General features: G+C 60.7%; 1 protein-coding gene and 1 pseudogene. Both read right to left on the reverse strand.

Annotated features, from left to right (window positions below; all coding sequences use genetic code 11):
* Positions 1–39 precede the first annotated feature (39 nt).
* Positions 40–407, reverse strand: a pseudogene (locus KY389_RS15930) (hypothetical protein); the annotation flags it as partial.
* Positions 408–625: 218 nt separating this feature from the next.
* Positions 626–833: hypothetical protein (locus KY389_RS15025; RefSeq protein ID WP_219831778.1), on the reverse strand; the 208-nt coding region annotated here is incomplete at its 5' end.

Raw genomic sequence — 833 nt, forward strand, 5'->3', positions numbered from 1 at the left:
CCAGGGGGTTCCTCTCTGCCGTCACCCTCGCCGCTACCGTCCTGTTCCGGCTTTGACAATCAATGAGCCTGGAGCCTGGTTCAGAGCATCCAAGACGAAGCCGGTCGTCGTCGAGGTCGAGACGCGCCAGCCGACGATTTTGCGGGCGAAGACGTCGATGAATGAGGAGGATCGGAAAACAGCGTGGGGTGCTGTTTTCCCGACGAATGGCGACATAGACCATGCCCTGCCAGCTGAAGACATAGGTGAAATCGTCGTCCATAGGGCTTGAACCAATGGCGCCTCAATGGACGACCCCACAGCTGGTTCGGCATGTCCGCCACGAAGGCTCGGTTCACCTTGTCGTCCGGGCACGGCTGGGCCGTATCGGGATTGGTCGTGATGATTTTCTTGCCACGGACAACGCCTTGTAGTCCCATGACCTTCATGAGCCGCTCGACCGTGCAGCGCGCAATATCGTGGCTGCCGCGGCGGTGAGGGCCTGCCCGCCACCGGTTCAAGGGCATGGCCCGAACGATGCCATACCTTGCGCGCGCCATAGCGGCCTCGGCTGCCATCGAAAGCCTTCTTGATGGCGGCCATGTCCAGTTGATCCTGCTTGGCCCGATCCGATGCCAGTTCAGGATCACGCTCCACAGCCTTGACGGCGCAATACGTCGATGGTGCGACCTCCAGAACCCGGCAGATCGGCCTTCGCCAGTGGGCTCGGACCATGTATGGATGGCTCCCGCAGGGCAAGGGTTTTTCGGTTGATGTTGGTGTAATATCGGTTGCGGCCATGTATACGGCGTCTGGATTGCAGCACGTTGGCTGCGCGCCCTGATGAATGTCCG

Origin of the sequence: Paracoccus bogoriensis (assembly GCF_019431455.1) — a bacterium.
Lineage (GTDB): Bacteria > Pseudomonadota > Alphaproteobacteria > Rhodobacterales > Rhodobacteraceae > Paracoccus > Paracoccus bogoriensis.